16 protein-coding genes are annotated in these 15,956 nt (G+C 44.0%); 8 read left to right on the top strand and 8 right to left on the bottom strand.

Going from position 1 to position 15,956, the window contains the following annotated elements; translation table 11 throughout:
- The first annotated feature begins 195 nt into the window (after positions 1-195).
- A complete protein-coding gene (locus CXF60_RS01035) occupies positions 196-1,326 on the top strand; it encodes an S-(hydroxymethyl)glutathione dehydrogenase/class III alcohol dehydrogenase (protein ID WP_102090419.1) in 1,131 nt (376 codons plus the stop codon).
- A 123-nt stretch (positions 1,327-1,449) separates the two neighbouring features.
- On the opposite strand, the gene CXF60_RS01030 is transcribed toward CXF60_RS01035, so the two are convergent.
- Positions 1,450-2,145: a haloacid dehalogenase type II gene (locus CXF60_RS01030; protein ID WP_102090418.1), complete on the bottom strand. Its 696-nt coding sequence runs from the start codon at positions 2,143-2,145 to the stop codon at positions 1,450-1,452.
- A 44-nt stretch (positions 2,146-2,189) separates the two neighbouring features.
- Complete coding sequence (locus CXF60_RS01025; protein ID WP_102090417.1) at positions 2,190-2,849, bottom strand: DsbA family oxidoreductase; 660 nt, start codon at positions 2,847-2,849, stop codon at positions 2,190-2,192.
- A gap of 411 nt (positions 2,850-3,260) precedes the next feature.
- Here CXF60_RS01025 and nfsB point away from each other — a divergent pair, with 411 nt between their 5' ends.
- The 7 genes from nfsB to CXF60_RS00990 all read left to right on the top strand — a co-directional run bounded on the left by nfsB (position 3,261) and on the right by CXF60_RS00990 (position 11,130).
- Positions 3,261-3,788 carry an oxygen-insensitive NAD(P)H nitroreductase gene (gene nfsB, locus CXF60_RS01020; protein WP_228706995.1) on the top strand — a complete coding sequence of 176 codons (528 nt, stop codon included), beginning with the start codon at positions 3,261-3,263 and terminating at the stop codon, positions 3,786-3,788.
- 464 nt (positions 3,789-4,252) lie between these two features.
- Positions 4,253-4,924, top strand: a complete 672-nt coding sequence (locus CXF60_RS01015) for a 2Fe-2S iron-sulfur cluster-binding protein (protein ID WP_102090416.1) — start codon at positions 4,253-4,255, stop codon at positions 4,922-4,924.
- Complete coding sequence (locus CXF60_RS01010) at positions 4,921-5,913, top strand: FAD binding domain-containing protein (protein ID WP_102090415.1); 993 nt, start codon at positions 4,921-4,923, stop codon at positions 5,911-5,913. Before CXF60_RS01015 ends, CXF60_RS01010 begins: the two co-directional genes overlap by 4 nt.
- Before the next feature lie 2 nt (positions 5,914-5,915).
- Positions 5,916-8,339 (top strand): xanthine dehydrogenase family protein molybdopterin-binding subunit, encoded by a 2,424-nt coding sequence (locus CXF60_RS01005; RefSeq protein WP_102090414.1) that lies wholly within the window; start codon positions 5,916-5,918, stop codon positions 8,337-8,339.
- 111 nt (positions 8,340-8,450) lie between these two features.
- A complete protein-coding gene (locus tag CXF60_RS01000) occupies positions 8,451-9,788 on the top strand; it encodes an XdhC family protein (RefSeq protein ID WP_102090413.1) in 1,338 nt (445 codons plus the stop codon).
- The gene (locus CXF60_RS00995) at positions 9,785-10,507 is read left to right on the top strand and encodes a nucleotidyltransferase family protein (RefSeq protein WP_102090412.1); all 723 of its coding nucleotides are present in this window, start codon (positions 9,785-9,787) and stop codon (positions 10,505-10,507) included. Before CXF60_RS01000 ends, CXF60_RS00995 begins: the two co-directional genes overlap by 4 nt.
- A gap of 47 nt (positions 10,508-10,554) precedes the next feature.
- Positions 10,555-11,130, top strand: a complete 576-nt coding sequence (locus CXF60_RS00990; RefSeq protein ID WP_102090411.1) for a GNAT family N-acetyltransferase — start codon at positions 10,555-10,557, stop codon at positions 11,128-11,130.
- Between the two features lie 19 nt (positions 11,131-11,149).
- On the opposite strand, the gene CXF60_RS00985 is transcribed toward CXF60_RS00990, so the two are convergent.
- The 6 genes from CXF60_RS00985 to CXF60_RS00960 all read right to left on the bottom strand — a co-directional run bounded on the left by CXF60_RS00985 (position 11,150) and on the right by CXF60_RS00960 (position 15,550).
- Positions 11,150-11,830 (bottom strand): class I SAM-dependent methyltransferase, encoded by a 681-nt coding sequence (locus tag CXF60_RS00985; protein WP_102090410.1) that lies wholly within the window; start codon positions 11,828-11,830, stop codon positions 11,150-11,152.
- 418 nt (positions 11,831-12,248) lie between these two features.
- Positions 12,249-12,863 carry a hypothetical protein gene (locus tag CXF60_RS00980; protein WP_102090409.1) on the bottom strand — a complete coding sequence of 205 codons (615 nt, stop codon included), beginning with the start codon at positions 12,861-12,863 and terminating at the stop codon, positions 12,249-12,251.
- A 140-nt stretch (positions 12,864-13,003) separates the two neighbouring features.
- A complete protein-coding gene (locus CXF60_RS00975; RefSeq protein WP_102090408.1) occupies positions 13,004-13,627 on the bottom strand; it encodes a hypothetical protein in 624 nt (207 codons plus the stop codon).
- 124 nt (positions 13,628-13,751) lie between these two features.
- On the bottom strand, positions 13,752-14,501 hold the full coding sequence (locus tag CXF60_RS00970; protein ID WP_102090407.1) for a PhnD/SsuA/transferrin family substrate-binding protein: 750 nt from the start codon (positions 14,499-14,501) through the stop codon (positions 13,752-13,754).
- Between the two features lie 3 nt (positions 14,502-14,504).
- Positions 14,505-14,999 (bottom strand): PAS domain-containing protein, encoded by a 495-nt coding sequence (locus CXF60_RS00965; protein WP_102090406.1) that lies wholly within the window; start codon positions 14,997-14,999, stop codon positions 14,505-14,507.
- 188 nt (positions 15,000-15,187) lie between these two features.
- The gene (locus CXF60_RS00960; protein WP_010201036.1) at positions 15,188-15,550 is read right to left on the bottom strand and encodes a roadblock/LC7 domain-containing protein; all 363 of its coding nucleotides are present in this window, start codon (positions 15,548-15,550) and stop codon (positions 15,188-15,190) included.
- Positions 15,551-15,956: the final 406 nt, after the last annotated feature.

The following is a 15,956-nucleotide window of genomic DNA, read 5'->3' as shown; positions in this document are numbered from 1 at the left end:
TTTTACTGTCATCGATGCTTGCCTATGTGGGGCAGGCAAGATAAGCTCAGTCTATCTTTATTTGTTTTAACTGTGGATATAGTGACCGCTAAAATCCATAAAATGTGTTAGCAAGTTATTAAAACTGCCTGTACTTATAACGCAACTGTCATGTCATCACCCATAAATAACAATCAATTAAAAAGAGAGATTTTTATGTCAGATAAATTTATTAAATCAAAAGCCGCCATCGCTTGGGGTCCAAAGCAGCCATTATCTATCGAAGAAGTGGACGTCATGCTGCCACGCAAAGGTGAAGTATTGGTCAAAATCGTTGCCAGTGGTGTGTGTCACACAGACGCTTTTACCTTATCTGGTGAAGACCCAGAAGGTGTGTTCCCTGCGATCTTGGGTCATGAAGGTGGCGGTATCGTTGAGCAAGTTGGCGAAGGCGTGACCAGCGTTCAGGTCGGTGACCATGTCATTCCGTTATACACGGCAGAATGCGGCGTCTGTAAAATGTGCCGCTCAGGCAAAACCAATCTATGCTCGGCAGTACGCGAGACTCAAGGCAAAGGCTTAATGCCAGATGGTACCACACGTTTTTATAAAGACGGCGAGCCTATCTATCATTATATGGGTTGCTCGACTTTTTCTGAGTACACGGTTTTACCAGAGATTTCTTTGGCTAAAGTCAATAAAGAGGCGCCATTAGAAGAAGTTTGCTTGCTTGGTTGCGGCGTAACTACCGGCATGGGCGCGGTCATGAATACTGCAAAAGTTGAAGAGGGCGCTACCGTTGCTATCTTTGGTCTAGGCGGCATTGGACTATCCGCAGTCATCGGTGCTGCTATGGCAAAAGCCAGCCGTATCATTGTGATTGATATTAACGAGAGCAAGTTTGAGTTAGCTAAAAAACTAGGCGCAACCGATTGCATCAATCCAAAAGACTACGACAAACCGATTCAAGAAGTCATCGTTGATCTAACCGATGGCGGTGTTGATTATTCGTTTGAATGTATCGGTAACGTCGATGTTATGCGTTCAGCGCTAGAGTGCTGCCACAAAGGTTGGGGCGAGTCGGTGATTATCGGTGTGGCTGGTGCTGGACAAGAAATCTCAACCCGTCCATTCCAGTTAGTGACTGGTCGAGTCTGGAAGGGCTCAGCATTTGGCGGTGTGAAAGGTCGTACAGAACTACCAGGTTATGTCGAGCGTTATCTGGCAGGCGAGATTCCTTTGCAAGACTTCATCACTCATACGATGCCGATAGAAGACGTCAACGAAGCGTTTGACTTGATGCACAAAGGCGAAAGTATCCGTACGGTTGTACACTTCTCAGAGTAATCAACAAACCCAGTAACGACATTATTGTCTTAGAAATGCTTTGTCAAAAATAAAAAGGCTGCTTCAATATTGAGGCAGCCTTTTTTAATGTTATTTGTACACATAGCTTAAAGGTTAAATGTATCAAGCACTCTTTTTGCTAATAATTTGATCCGCTAGTGTCGATAAATCTGATGCGGTCAAATCTGGAACTGGTACATTTGGCGCGTTTAGCATCGCATTATAGGGACGGGTCAAAAACGCACTGCGACAACCTGCCGCTTGTGCACCTATAGTATCCCAGAGGTGACAGGCAACAAGACATAAGTCTGACGTATCAACAGCTAGTGTAACAGCCACCAATTGATAAGTATCAGGTGCTGGCTTGAACTTGCCAACAGTCTCAATACTAAAGTGCTGCTCAAAGTACTGACTGAGACCTGCTTTTTCTAATGGCGTTGGGGACGCACTGCTTGCTGAATTGGTCAGTGTGACCAGTCGAAACCCTGCATCGCGCAAACGAGTCAGTGCTGGCGCTGCATCAGGATGGGCAGGCAACGCGCTCATTCTTTCTTTGAACTCATTGATATCGTCGTCTGTCAAAGTCACTTGTCTGATGTTAGCAACCATTTGCAATGCACCAACCCCAAGCTCGCCAAAAGGCGTATAGAGGCCGGACAACGTCATGGTCTGCGAGTACAGTACTAGCTGAGCGAACCATTCTCTTAGCACTCTTTGCTTACCAAAGACGCGCGTGAATAAAGGCGTTAGCGTATCGATATCGAGCAGTGTTTCGTTGACGTCGAATACAATAATCGAGGGAAAGCGTTCAGAAGACATAAAGTATCCTTTTATAGAATGACATTTTTATAACGTCAGGTGGTTTACTCAGTCATGTTCATGTTGGCCAATTGCTCTAAGATACTGACATAGTTCTCGACCCCTTGAGCGCCGCTGACCAGATGACGCTCATTAAAGATAATCGCTGGTACACTTTGGATGCCTTGCTGTTGCCAATGCTGCTCTTCTGCTCGTACTTTTTTCGCAAAGAATTGACCTTCTAACACTGCCAATGATTCACTACGATCAAGCCCAGTCTCTGCTGCAATATCGGCAAGCACGTTGATATCGGAGATATCTCTGTTATTGGTGAAATGCGCGGCAAACAAGGCTTGCTTTAATTCATGCATGCGGCCTTGTTGATCAGCGAAATGTATCAGCTGATGCAAGTTAAAGGTGTTGTGCATGCGTGTATCATCATTGAAATTAAATTCAAAGCCAACTTCCTGTCCAGCTTCAGTCATTCTGACTCGGCTAGCATCTGATTCTTGTTTAGTAGAGCCGTACTTCTCGATGATGTGTTCACGTAGGTTTTGACCTTCACTTGGCATATTTGGGTTTAACTCAAACGGATGCCAGTGGATAGTGTGAGCGGTATTGGTTTGCTCAAGTGCTGCTGCCAATTGACGATAGCCGATAACGCACCAAGGGCAGACGACGTCTGAGACGATATCTATTCGGAGTGGTTTTTCTGATGTGCTCATATTTCCTCACGGGTATTATTATGTATGTTTTGTTTGGGATATATAGATAGTGGCATATCAGTTGGAATCAAGCAGATATACCTAGTTATCAGACAACTATAACTAGTTACCATGTATCAAGTCAGTTCATACTAAGAGAATGACTAAGTGATTACAATGTAGTCTGCGCAGTCGGCGTCGCCAATTCGGTAGCGTAATTGTAACCATTACTAATAAGAAAGTAGGCGTTTTTGCAATACTCTGACTCAGTCATAACAAAACCTACGAATACTTAACCAAGCAGGCATGGTCACAAAATAGCTTTTTAATTAAAGTGGCTTCGTTGAAATGATAATTGAAGAAGAAAGATTCTAATAAAGAATAAAAATTCTAATAAAGAATAAAAAATTAATATCAATAATGGAGTCACAGATGAAAAATATCACTGAAGCAATGAACTGGCGCTATAGCACAAAAGAGTTTGATACCGATAAGAAAATCTCAACAGAAGATTTCCAAAGTCTAAAGGATATTTTGCGCCTCAGTCCTTCGAGTACCAATATTCAGCCTTGGCATTTTGTCATTGCTGATGATGAAGCTGGTAAAGCCCGAATCGCAAAAGGCACGGAGGGCATGTACGAGTTCAACGATGCCAAAGTAAAAGGTGCCTCGCACGTCATTGTATTCTGTAGCCGTGTCTATGCTGATGATGATTTTTTGAATGGCATCTTAGAAAAAGAAGATGCAGATGGTCGTTTCGCAGAGCCAAAATTTAAAGAGCAAATGCACCAGACGCGTAAAATGTTTTTGGACATTCGTCGTTATGAGCAAAAGGACGAACCACATTGGTTGATAGAGCAATTGTATCTCAATATGGGCGCTCTACTACTAGGGGCTGCAACCTTGGGTATTGATGCAGTGCCGATGGAAGGCGCGGATTTGAAAGCACTTGATAAATAGTTTGATTTACGTAGTAAAGGCTACACCGCTGTGGCAGTCGTATCACTTGGTTATCGTAGTAAAGATGACTTTAACGCTGAATTACCAAAATCACGTTTTGATGAAGAAACGATTATCACGAAGGCATAGCCAGTTATTATCTAAGCAAAGAACATTTTTAATAGACAGATCTACTAAATACTACACGTAAAAATTCTATTTAAGAGCCTCGTAAACTGACTGTTTATGGGGCTTTTTTTTTAGGGATATCTTTTGAAATAACGTCAAACACTGATGATAGACCACATACCATCTATTAGCAGCGCTAACATTTCGATACTTTCGCAGATTAGAAACTACACTGGAATCCCTACAAAGTAAAAACAAAACAACTGTTTTCATACGTCATAATAAATTTATTGACGCTGTCATTTTGAAGCGTATTTCACCATTCCATTATATTCATCTGCCAGCGAGAAGCCAGCATGTCTACTTTGACCTTAACAATCAATAAGCAAGATTATCAGCTCGAGAATCTTGACGCCCGTACGACACTGCTCGACGTATGTCGTCAGCATCTACAAATTACTGGACCCAAAAAAGGCTGCGACCATGGTCAATGTGGGGCATGTACCATGCTCATCAATGGACGACGGGTTAACTCTTGTCTGACACTCGCCGTTATGCATGATGGTGATGACATCACAACGATCGAAGGCATTGGAATGCCAGAGTCACTATCGGCATTGCAGCAAGCGTTTAAAGACAATGACGCGTTTCAATGCGGGTACTGCACGCCAGGTCAGATTTGCTCAGCCACCGCATTGATAGAAGAGGTAAAGCAAAATTGGCCAAGCCATGTGAGCACCGACTTAAAAAATCCTGATGGTCGCCTTGTACAAGAAATTGCTGAGCGCATGAGCGGTAATATCTGCCGCTGCTCAGCTTATCCAAACATTATCAAAGCCATTTCACAAGTGCTTGAAAGTCAGGTATCAGAGAGTCAAATACAAGAGTCTAGTACTCAAACAACAGACAATACAGTGCAAAACTCAAGCGTGACAGGTATCTGGTCACCGCCACCGAGCGAGGCGCAACTTGGCAAAACCTCAGCGAATAACAAGACAGCAACTGCTACAACAGGAGGCCGCTCATGAAACGCTTTGAATACAGTCGTGCTGATGCACCAGAGCAAGCGGCAATATCTGCCAGTACTGAGGATGCGTCTTTTATCGCAGGTGGTACTAACTTATTAGATCTCATGAAACTAGAGATCGAAACCCCAATCAAACTGGTCGATATCACTCGTTTAGAATTAGAGCAAGTAGAAACGACTGCCGATGGTGGTTTACGTATTGGTACGCTTGTGACCAATAGCGATTTGGCCGCGCATCCTGAGGTGATTGCAAACTATCCAGTATTGTCCCGAGCTATCTTGGCAGGAGCGACTGGTCAGCTACGTAACAGAGCGACAACGGGCGGCAATTTTTTGCAGCGTACTCGTTGCTATTATTTTTATCAAACAGACAGCGCTTGTAATAAACGTGAACCGGGCACAGGATGTCCTGCTATCAACGGGGAGAACCGTACCCTAGCTGTCTTAGGTACCAGTGATTCATGTATTGCTCAGCACCCATCCGATATGGCAGTGGCAATGCGCTTACTGGATGCCACGATAGAGACAGTTAAAGCAGATGGCTCGACTCGCGCTATCGATGTCAAAGATTTTTATTGTTTGCCAAAAGACACGCCGCATATCGAAAATGTGCTAGAAGCAGGCGAGCTGATTACTCATGTTGTACTACCTGCCCCTATTAAGGGCATGCATACCTATGACAAAGTGCGTGATCGCGCTTCTTACGCTTTTGCACTGGTATCTTGTGCCGCAGTCATCGATGCTGACGACAATGGCAACCTAAAGACAGTACGTTTGGCGTTCGGCGGCATCGGTACCAAGCCATGGCGTAATGAAGAGGTTGAGGCACTATTAATGGATACCGATGGCAATAGCGATGTTATCACGCAGGCCGCTGATCTATTATTGCATGATGCCAAAGGTAATGGTCAGAACGACTTTAAAATACCGTTGACGCGTCGCCTACTAAAACAAGTTATTCAGCGCGCATTAGCGGGCGAGGGAGCATAATCATGGCACTATTAGAATCAATCACACAGTCAGAACCAACCAAAAAACTGACCATGGATGAGCCTGTTGAAACGCTATTTAGTACAACGGTAAGCAAGCTAGTTGGTAAGCCAATCAACCGTGTTGATGGTTCCCTAAAGGTTAGCGGTCAAGCGAAATACAGTGCCGAAATACACTTGGACAATCAAGCCTATGGTGTATTGGTAGGCGCGACCATTGCTAAAGGTCAAGTTGAGAGTATCGATAGTGACTCTCTAAAAGGCATTCCTAATATTATTAAAGTCGTGACCGATCCTGAGCACTTCTTACGTAATTCGCAACAGGGCGGGGCAACAAAAGCACCAACTCAAGGTGTGAGTGAAGTGTTTTATCATGGTCAGCCCATAGCTGTTGTAATCGCCGAAACTTTTGAGGCCGCAACAGAAGGCGCTAAAGCGCTGAAAGTGACTTATAAGGATGAGACTGACCAAGCGGCATTAAACTTTACTCAAGAGCTCTCTAACGCACATGCGGTAGATGAAGAAAAAGGCTCTGATAAAAATAATGTCCAAGGCGATCCAGACCAAGGCTTAGCTGATGCGGCAGTGACCGTTGATCGCTTTTATCATACCCCAAGTCAAAGCAACTCTCCGATGGAGCCCCATACAACGTTGGCTCATTGGGAAGGCGATAAGCTCGTTTTGTATACTTCCAATCAGATGCTCGCTTCTTGCAAACAGCAAGTCATGGATGCTCTGGACCTAAATAAAGATCAAGTACAACTGATCGCACACTATGTCGGTGGTGGGTTCGGTAGTAAGCTCGGTATTGCTCCTGAATCTATTGCAGCGGCGATTGCTGCAAAAGATCTGGGTCGTCCTGTGCTAATCACTATGACGCGTTCACAAGTGATGGAAGCAACGGTCAGACGCTCAAACACGCGTCAGCGTATCGCAATCGGCGCGAACAATGACGGCGTGATCGATACATTGATTCACGATACGATCTCTAGTAATTTGCCAGGTGAGGCTTTCTTTGAGCCAACTGCTCTATCTACGCACCATCTATATAGCGGCAAAAACCGCCGTGTGAATTATGAGATGGTAGACATGAACCAAGTGTTGTCAGGTTCTATGCGTGCGCCTGGCGAAGCGGTAGGTATGATCGCGCTTGAATGTGCCATGGATGAGCTTGCCACACAGTTGGAGATTGATCCGGTTGAACTACGCCGTCGTAATGAGCCAGAGCAAGATCCGAGTCAAGATATTCCTTTCTCAACGCGCCAATTGATTGCCTGTATGGAACAAGGTGCTGAGCATTTTGGTTGGAGTGAGCGAAACGCCAAGCCTGCCAGCCAATTAGAAGGTGACTGGTGGATAGGTACAGGCATGGCGGCGGCTGCCCGTGGTAACCAACTACAGCCATCTGAAGCACGTGCAACCCTACAGGTAGATGAGTCAAAAGCACTTGGTATCAAAGCAGTTATCGAGACAGACATGACAGACATCGGTACAGGGTCTTATACGGTGTTTTCTCAGGTAGCGGCAGACCTGTTAGGACTGCCTATCGACCATGTTGAGATGAAACTAGGTGACAGTGCATTGCCACCAGCATCAGGCTCAGGTGGCAGTTGGGGTGCTGCGAGTGCGGGTAGTGGTGTCTATCTTGCTTGTGAGCAGCTGCGTGAAATGCTAGCAGAAAAAGTTGGTCTGTATCCTGACAACATTCAGTTAGACAATGGTCAAATCAAGAAAACAGGCGAGCATGCTTTAACGGCAATGGAAGCTGCCAAAAAGAGCGGCCAATCATTTGCTGACAGCACTATTGATAAGCTATCGCAAACCACAGGGCTTTCGCTATCAGGACAGTCAGCATCACAAGAGTATGATTTTGATAATACAGAGTCTTATGCGCTTGCGGATGTGGTCGCTGACTATGATGAGCAAAAAATCACTGCCAAAGGCCAGATAAAACCGGGTAAGAACGGTAAGAGCCATCGCCAAGCCTCTTTTGGTGCGAACTTCGCTGAAGTGGCGGTTCATAAAGTCACTGGTGAGATCCGCGTCAAACGTATGACAGGTGCATTTGCCGCTGGTCGTATTCTGAACCACAAAACTGCAACGTCGCAATGCTATGGCGGTATGGTGTTCGGTATTGGCTCAGCGTTGATGGAAGAAGTGATTCATGACAAACGTGACGGTCGTCTCTGTAACCATGACCTTGCCGAGTATCATGTGCCAGTTAATGCGGACGTACCGCAGTTAGATGTCATATTGGTAGAAGAAGATGATCCTTATACCAATCCAATGCACATCAAAGGTATCGGTGAGACGGCTATTGCAGGTGCTGCCGCCGCGATTGCTAACGCTGTCTATAATGCCGTCGGCGTACGCGTTTATGATTTTCCGATTACGCTTGATAAATTGCTTTATGAGATGCCAGAGTAATTTTTTGAGCCATATGTACGACAGGAACCCGCTTAATGAGCGGGTTTTTATAACTCAATCAGCAGTATATTTCGTCATTTTCAAGAAAATAACTACCAAATAAGAGGCGTTATGAATCAGGTCGCTGACATTCTTAAGCTAGTAATCAAAGCTAAGCAACAAGGTATTGATGCTGTATTGGCAACGGTCGTACGTACTGAAGGCTCAGCATATCGCCGTGCTGGCGCGATGATGCTCATCTGTGAGGATGGTCGCTCAGTTGGGATGATTAGTGGTGGTTGCTTGGAGCCGCATATTATCAAACGTGCCTTTTGGCTTACTCGTAACGGTGCCAATGTGCAAGTTTATCAGACGGGTGATGACATTCAATATGCTGACGATGGCCAAGCGCAAGCAGGTGTGAAGCGAACTAAGTCTGATATATATGATAGATCGGATAACGGTTTAGATGACGATTCAAATAGCGGTTTAGATGAAGCAGACTTTGATGAGCTAAATTTCGGACTGGGCTGTAATGGGCGAGTGCATGTATTATTTGAGCGACTAACGACAGCAACGCCATTGCTAGAGACAATCCGTAATGTTCGACGTACTCAGCAGCCGATTACTGTAGCGACTCTAATTCGTGTTAATGACTATCAGCATCAAGATTCTATAACGCAAAACAGTGATAAATTGCAAATCGGGATGCGGATTAATTTAGATGAACATCGCAACTTGGGAAGTATTTCTGCACAAGGGAAAACAACGTTTTCAAGCATACTTGCCAATACCGTAGAAGAGTTAGCAGAATATAAGCTGTCTGATAAAAATGCCGAATATGTGACGGTGGAAAACGGCAAGGTAACAACAGAGTGGCTTGTGCAGCGCCTGCAACCACAATTACGTCTATTGATTTGCGGCGCAGGGAATGACGTGATGCCACTGGTGACCATGGCTAAACTACAAGATTGGCATGTGACAGTTATAGACAGTCGCGCGCAATATGCAACGCGTATGAGGTTTCCTCAAGCGGATGTTGTGATGTCGCTATCTTTAGGTGACAGTGAGACTTTGCTTGAGCTTAGTAACAACGCAGCAGTTGCTTTGATGTCACACAGCTTGAGTCAAGATCGCGCTCGCTTAGCGACATTACTAAAGCATTCAAATAATTATAAATACTTAGGACAATTAGGGCCGCGCTATCGTACCGAACGCTTGATTAATGAGATTAGAGTGAACCTTAGCAATCCTGCTATGTTAGAAGCGGGCATTCATAAATTACATTATCCGATTGGTTATAAGCTGGGCGGAGATGGCCCTGAGGCACTTGCGCTTGGCATCATGGCAGAGATTAATGCGGTCATGCACAATCAAGACGCTCCAGTAAGTGGTTCACACAACAATATTTCAAGTATCCCAGCGGTGAGTAGTGATATGGATGCCAATACTATCCAGAGTGGCATATGAGTAAGCGTGCATTTACAGAAGGTGCTGAACATACAGAAAGTACTGAACAGCAGAGCCAAAATCATGTGGTTATTATCTTGGCAAGTGGCCTCAGTCAGCGTCTCGGTCAACCTAAGCAGCTACTCGTTAAGAATGGCGAGCCATTAGTTACTTATATGACTCGATTGGCAATAACGACCAATCCGCAAGCCATTGTCATTGTCATTCCTGATAATCATCGTTTGATTGCTAGTGCGATGACAGAGTTGGCTAATCAATATCCAACGGTTCAGATAGTGGTGAACTCACAAGCTGATACTGGTATGGCGCATAGTTTACGTTTGGGTATTGGAAAAATTGCTGCTTTTGAATCGACTTCAATCGATCGAGTGCTCATCATGGGAGTCGATCAAGTATTGTTAGATAAGCCACATCTAACAGCTTTGCTAGCGGGCAAGCAGACGGTAGTGGCCAGTCGCTATCACAGTTGGCAAGATTTAGCGAAACATCAAAATCGAGATAAAACGGTGTCTGATATTATAGGTCCACCTTTAGCAATTAACTATAAATTGCTTAGACAGTGGCAGTCAGAGTTGATAGGAGATAAAGGGCTTCGTCATCTCATTAGAGGATTGCCCGCTGATCAAATAGGTGAGGTCGATAATGACCAACTTAGCTACGATATTGACACAGCGGAGCAGCTAGCATTTGCTAGAAGAATGGGTTGGCTTGATAGCTAACCTGATTAATTTAATTTATTTGAACAGTATTCATTTTGAACAACGAAATGCGAGAGAGTAAAATTATAAATACGATAGAAACCGAACGACTGTACCTACGACAGTGGCAAGCGAGCGACTTTGCGCCATTCGCTGAGATGAATGCTAACCCTAAAGTAATGGAATACTTTCCTAAGTTATTAACTACTTCCATGAGTAATACTATCGCCAAAAAATGCCAGTCGCTGATTGATGATAATGGGTGGGGTTTTTGGGCGGTTAGTCTAAAAGAGACAGATACTTTTATCGGTATGGTTGGGTTAAATCACGCGTATGCCGATATGCCGTTTTCTCCTGCTGTTGAGATTGCTTGGCGCCTGCATAATGATTATTGGGGATTAGGGTATGCGACAGAGGCGGCAAGGGCTTCATTGAATTTTGCATTCGATACATTAGGACTAGATGAAGTCGTTGCCTTTACTGCCGTTATCAATAAGCGCTCACAATTGGTTATGGAGCGCCTTGGTATGACCAATACACAGGAGGATTTTTTTCACCCTATGCTTGAGTCTAATCATCGACTTGCTGAGCATGTGCTGTACAAAATCACTCGGCAGCAATGGCAGGATACTGTGCTCACTTAATTGCATTGACGGCTGGCTTTTACTCTGTTTGGCTACTATTATCTCGCGAAAACGTCAAAATATGTCCCTTAAACGGTAAGTCTAGATAAGTCGTATTTTCAGGTTTAACGTGCTTACTACTAAAGCCAAATTCAGTCATCTTGTTGGTGAGTTTGTTTTTGCGTCCGCGACCAGGATCGACCACGATGACCTCGCAAGTCGGCATAGCATGGCGGTCAATGAACTCGGCTAATATGTCAATGTGTTGGTCTTCATAGAGTAAGTCACTGCCGATAATCATATCAAACTTACCCAAATGGCTATTGTCCTCTGCCCAGTCTAAACGCTCAAAATTAATCTCTTTATTATTATTCAGCGTGGTATTCCTATCAAGGAAATACTCAACCGTTGGATGATAGTCAGTCGCTGTAATGTCCGCATGTCTATGATTCAGTAGCAGACTAGAGAGCGCCATACCACAGCCCACTTCTAAGATACGTTTGCCTGTAATGTCATAATCGAGCATATGATTGGCCAGCACCAAGCTTGACGGCCATATCACCCCAAACATCGGCCAAGAAGCAGAGCAAATGCCCAGATTTAACGCTTCATCGTCAGGGTCGCTAAATTGTTGATTGTCACGCAGGGTGCAAATATGAATGTCGGTATTGCCAATTTCAATCGTTTGATAACGCACGCGCACAGTGGTCAGCGAAGTCATAAACTGTCCTAAAAAATAAGCAAGAATGCAAGGTTTGGCAGGGGTTGCCGATTTCGGTAGGGTACAACGTTGAAAAAGATAATTAAAATATTGGAAGCTGTATAGATGTTTGAATGATTAGAGATTTGTGGCAACTTAAGTTGTGGCAAGAAAATACCTAAGTGTATGAGAAGAGTATGACCTAAATTCTGACAAGTTATTGTTAATTCTGAGAGTATTGTTATTGCTGCATAGAGTTAGCCGATATCAAAGAGTGATACAGATAAAAATGGTACGAAAAATTTCATATAAGCATAAGTAGTGTGCTTAGCTAGAATTAAGCACACTGCTTATGCTCGCGTAAAAGATTGAGATTAGGCATCAAATCATTCGATACAGCGGAATCAACTAAGTGAGTTAAATCAGTTAAGCAACCTCCTTAATTAAGAAATCTCAATCCAGAGGTTTTGAGTGCCCATACTAGCTCGACAAAAGCACGACTGTTGGTCAAAGGTTCGCCATCGATGATGAGGACGTAGCCTGCATTGTCTATCCATAAAAACACAAAGCTGGTCTCAGGAATGAGTAGGTCGACCTGTTGAAAAAACGAGATTGCCTGACTCTCTACTGCCCACCCACGTTGCTTTTGGCGGAGCATAAAGCCTGAAAAATCAGCGGCGGCGACACTGAGCATGTCCGCTTCTTCTTGACTATAGCCAACTCGTGCCAAACAAAACCCTTCATCAGATCCAATCGCGGCTCGGCGTTTACCAGATAAGCTCGCCACGACATAAGGCAAAAACTGGTCCAATGGTAAGTTAGGCGCTGGTAAAAATAGCGACAGCTTTTCAATCCAACCTTGTTCGATAAAGCCTTGTAGCCATTGTTCAGAATAACGCTGAAGCCAGTCAGCAGCGAGCAGTGTCTGATCATAAGACAGCAAATCCTGTAATGCCAACTGCTCATCAGTTGGTTCGTTCTGTGAAAACGCCTCAAAAATACCAGCTGGCGTCAGGGTAAGATAGGTTTTATCAGCATTTAAGTAAGAAGACATAGTAACTACCATTATGATAAAAGTGATTAATGAGTGACGAATTAGGCTTTCATATCTTTGAATTCAAATAATTTCGATACAAGGAAACCGAGCGTAAGTTATACATTAATATGCTTAGCGAGGATGACGATGTAGCGGATTTATATGGATTTGACTATAGTTTGATCGAGATGTTGTTGGCAGTTGTCCCAACGTGCATCGAACTGCCAATCACTTCTACCCAAGCGGAACCATACCAGCGAAAACGCAAGGCGATCATTGCGCGCAGTACAATGGGCAAAAAACTCATTTTCGATTTGCTCGATCGTACCCCAGTCTTCGTCCTCACGCGCTTGCATCAGCTCAGTAGTGATGTCTTTAGCGATTTCTCGGGCATCGTCGCTGCTGATACGCAGCCGTTGCTTTTGCTCATTGAGAGAAGGTGATATCAGCACACTCCAACGAGTGGCCAACATACTATTGCGCTGGATGTATCTTTTTTTATCAATGCAATCGCGAAAGCCTTGCTGGACATGAGGATATAAACGATCTTTGATACGAGTAAATAGGTTGTTTACATCATATGGGATATCAAACCAGCACCCATAAAAAAAGTCCGCTACAGCACCTTGTAACGGCTCTTTCTCCGTCAACAGTAACGCTGCATTGATACGCTGCTCATGAAAATGACGGTTATTGGGTGCCAGAAATACTTTACGAGAGTAAAACCGAAATACTCGGTGCGCGACTCTTTCATTTTCTTTGATCAGGTCTGAATCAGACATAATAATACCCTCCTGTCATCGCTATTATTACGACGGTGCTTGCTTCAGTGGTGATGACTCCATATAACAAGCGATGATGTAATCCAGAGAAATAGCGCTTGATATCAATACAATGATTGAGCGACTAATCCAATAATGTTTGCATCAAATCAATCATAAATTCGGCATCTTCTTCGCTCATTGGCTCAAATCCTTGAGGCATGCCAAGCTCAGCCAAGGCTTCTTTACCATCTGCATCGTTGTGCAAATTGAGGATGGCCTCTAGGAAGATTTTCGAATCGGGAAAGTCTTCTTTAACAAGGAGTACATGACTAATATCAGCCAAGTCACTTTCGATAAGTACTGACAGCTGAGTCTTGGTCAAGCGTGAAAAGCTATGAAAAATCTCTGCCAAAAAGAACGCGACTTGGGCTTCACCTTTGATGACTTTGCGGGCAGCCGCTTGATAGGTCTCGGTCACATCCCAGTTGAGATCAGACGCTTCTATATCGACGGCTTCTAGCAAGCGCAAGCCAATCAGTTTGACATCTCGGTTGTCAGCCATCGCGACAGTAGCCCCTGCTCGAATGTCTTCCAAACGGCTGATAGTGCTATTGGCAGCGGCTGCAATGATCATCTCGTCAGATTTACCGATAGGTCGGGCAATGGCTCGATAGCCTTGCTCGCGGATGAGAGTGGCTGCATCAAAAGGGTTGGCATAAATGATTTGAATGTCACCGGCACTAATGACCTGCTCTTGCTCAGCGTGAGAGGCAGGGATATTGAGATGCATGTTTAAGTTGGCACGTTTTTGAATCAAGGTGTTGAACATGTGCCAGCCTGCAAAGCGATCAGGCGAAAAATCAGGGGCGATTAACATATTGTGTGTCGTCATGAGTTAGCCTTCCTCATCTTGTTTCATTTGGGCATATTGAGTCATCGCCGCTTCAATTTTGCTGCGTGATGGTTTGCGTCGTACCGAGGTGTAGCCGACGGTTTCACCGCGACGCACGTTAGGCACCACAGTGGCATAGACCCAATAATGACTGCCGTCTTTGCATAAGTTTTTGACATAGCCATGCCATTTTTGTCCAGACTCGGCAGTACTCCATAAGTCTTTATAGGCAGCTTTTGGCATATCAGGATGACGCAAAATATAGTGCTGTTGGCCAATCAATTCATCTACATGATAGCCACTGATTTCGACGAAGGCATCGTTGACGTGAGTGATGATACCGGCGAGATTGGTACGCGAGACAATCAGCTTACCGTCTGGGTAGGGGCGCTCTATACCAGTATCATAGACAGTCCGTGACGTGCCATCATGATAAGTCATCGTGATTTGCTCAGCAGGCATATCGGGTTTGTGTGCATCAGGGATTGGAGAACCCATGGTCATCTCCTTCGTTGGTCGTTATGTAGTCAATCCTCTATAAATTGGATACGGTGTCAGCCTTGCTTAGTCTACTACTTGTAGTACTTTCACTCGGTTTTCTTATATTCAAATTGTATCCAAATTATATTGAACCGACTATGTTTATAGTGATTAAAAAGCTAATAAGTTCGATAAGCAGTCGCTAATCAAATGAGCTTTGCCAATGCTTCTGAAGCACGCTTAATATCTAGGAATATCAAGCCAAGCTTGGCATTGGGCTTTGCCATGATGGTGAGTACGGCTTCATCGCCTGATGAGGTCATGATGACGTAGCCTTTCTCGCCTTGAATCATAATACGATCGATACTACCGCGTGCCAACTCGCGGCCTGCACGATCACCTAATGATAATAATGCTGCTGACATAGCACCCACACGATCTTCATCCACGCCGGTTGGTAGAGCTGAAGCAATCATAAGACCATCGTTAGAGATTAGGGCAGATGCTTCAACATCTGCTGATGAACTGTTTAAGTCTTCCAATATCTGCTGAAATGAATCTGTACGCATATCGCTTTCTCTGTACTGGTGATTGGTTTTTTATTTATGAACTAATGAAGTTAGTCAAAAATATCCTTGTTTAAAGAAAGGTATTATAATTCCTTACTGATAATATTGATATATATTTGCCCAATTAAAAGTAAATTTTTTGGACTTTTATGCCTTTTGTCATCAAATCATTACCCTTTATCTTTATTTTTTCGAGGAAAATGGTGGTTTTTTATTATGTCTAGTCGATGAGCGGTTGAAGACCTAGCAAGATCCTTGGTATTTTTTTGAATAGAGATATTCTTTGTAACTATAGATTAATGTCCATCATTGCTATCAAACGGAGCCGCTGAAATTTAGCTAATAAAAATCGCTTATAGATTCTTATGATGAAGATATTTACTAGACTTATAAGTCTCAAAAATGA

It is taken from the genome of Psychrobacter sp. 4Bb (assembly GCF_002836735.1).
Classification (GTDB): Bacteria; Pseudomonadota; Gammaproteobacteria; order Pseudomonadales; family Moraxellaceae; genus Psychrobacter.
Note: the sequence above shows the minus strand (reverse complement) of the source record. Positions and strands in the feature narration are given on the sequence as shown.

Coding starts and splice junctions, on each gene's coding strand:
- CXF60_RS01035 (WP_102090419.1), top strand. CDS start 196: ATGTCAGATAAATTTATTAAATCAAAAGCCGCCATCGCTTGGGGTCCA.
- CXF60_RS01030 (WP_102090418.1), bottom strand. CDS start 2,145: ATGTCTTCTGAACGCTTTCCCTCGATTATTGTATTCGACGTCAACGAA.
- CXF60_RS01025 (WP_102090417.1), bottom strand. CDS start 2,849: ATGAGCACATCAGAAAAACCACTCCGAATAGATATCGTCTCAGACGTC.
- nfsB (WP_228706995.1), top strand. CDS start 3,261: ATGAAAAATATCACTGAAGCAATGAACTGGCGCTATAGCACAAAAGAG.
- CXF60_RS01015 (WP_102090416.1), top strand. CDS start 4,253: ATGTCTACTTTGACCTTAACAATCAATAAGCAAGATTATCAGCTCGAG.
- CXF60_RS01010 (WP_102090415.1), top strand. CDS start 4,921: ATGAAACGCTTTGAATACAGTCGTGCTGATGCACCAGAGCAAGCGGCA.
- CXF60_RS01005 (WP_102090414.1), top strand. CDS start 5,916: ATGGCACTATTAGAATCAATCACACAGTCAGAACCAACCAAAAAACTG.
- CXF60_RS01000 (WP_102090413.1), top strand. CDS start 8,451: ATGAATCAGGTCGCTGACATTCTTAAGCTAGTAATCAAAGCTAAGCAA.
- CXF60_RS00995 (WP_102090412.1), top strand. CDS start 9,785: ATGAGTAAGCGTGCATTTACAGAAGGTGCTGAACATACAGAAAGTACT.
- CXF60_RS00990 (WP_102090411.1), top strand. CDS start 10,555: ATGCGAGAGAGTAAAATTATAAATACGATAGAAACCGAACGACTGTAC.
- CXF60_RS00985 (WP_102090410.1), bottom strand. CDS start 11,830: ATGACTTCGCTGACCACTGTGCGCGTGCGTTATCAAACGATTGAAATT.
- CXF60_RS00980 (WP_102090409.1), bottom strand. CDS start 12,863: ATGTCTTCTTACTTAAATGCTGATAAAACCTATCTTACCCTGACGCCA.
- CXF60_RS00975 (WP_102090408.1), bottom strand. CDS start 13,627: ATGTCTGATTCAGACCTGATCAAAGAAAATGAAAGAGTCGCGCACCGA.
- CXF60_RS00970 (WP_102090407.1), bottom strand. CDS start 14,501: ATGACGACACACAATATGTTAATCGCCCCTGATTTTTCGCCTGATCGC.
- CXF60_RS00965 (WP_102090406.1), bottom strand. CDS start 14,999: ATGGGTTCTCCAATCCCTGATGCACACAAACCCGATATGCCTGCTGAG.
- CXF60_RS00960 (WP_010201036.1), bottom strand. CDS start 15,550: ATGCGTACAGATTCATTTCAGCAGATATTGGAAGACTTAAACAGTTCA.